Source organism: Gemmiger formicilis (assembly GCF_016901605.1).
GTDB classification, from domain to species: domain Bacteria; phylum Bacillota; class Clostridia; order Oscillospirales; family Ruminococcaceae; genus Gemmiger; species Gemmiger formicilis_B.
The window spans coordinates 1-220 of record NZ_JACJKP010000863.1 but is presented as its reverse complement, the minus strand read 5'-3'; the positions used below and the strand labels follow the sequence as shown (position 1 = coordinate 220).

Annotated in this window: 1 protein-coding gene; it reads right to left on the bottom strand. The window is 44.5% G+C overall.

Annotated elements, in window-relative coordinates; all coding sequences use genetic code 11:
* A partial coding sequence (locus tag H6B10_RS17055; protein ID WP_204652523.1) for a hypothetical protein occupies positions 1-220 on the bottom strand: 220 nt, incomplete at both ends.

Below are 220 nucleotides of genomic sequence, written 5' to 3'. Positions count from 1 at the left end.
CTTGGACGGCTTACCGTATGGCCAGCCTCCACAACGAAAATAACGATCCAATTTTTAACAGCGTAATCATTATTACAGACCGCCGTATTCTCGATCAACAGTTGCAGGCCACCGATTTTCTTTTTTGTGACCTCACGGAAAGTCTCTACAATAATAGCTGCTTTCTGCTGAAGGTTGTGCGGATGTAATTCCTCATAGCGTCGAATCGTTCTAACAGCCT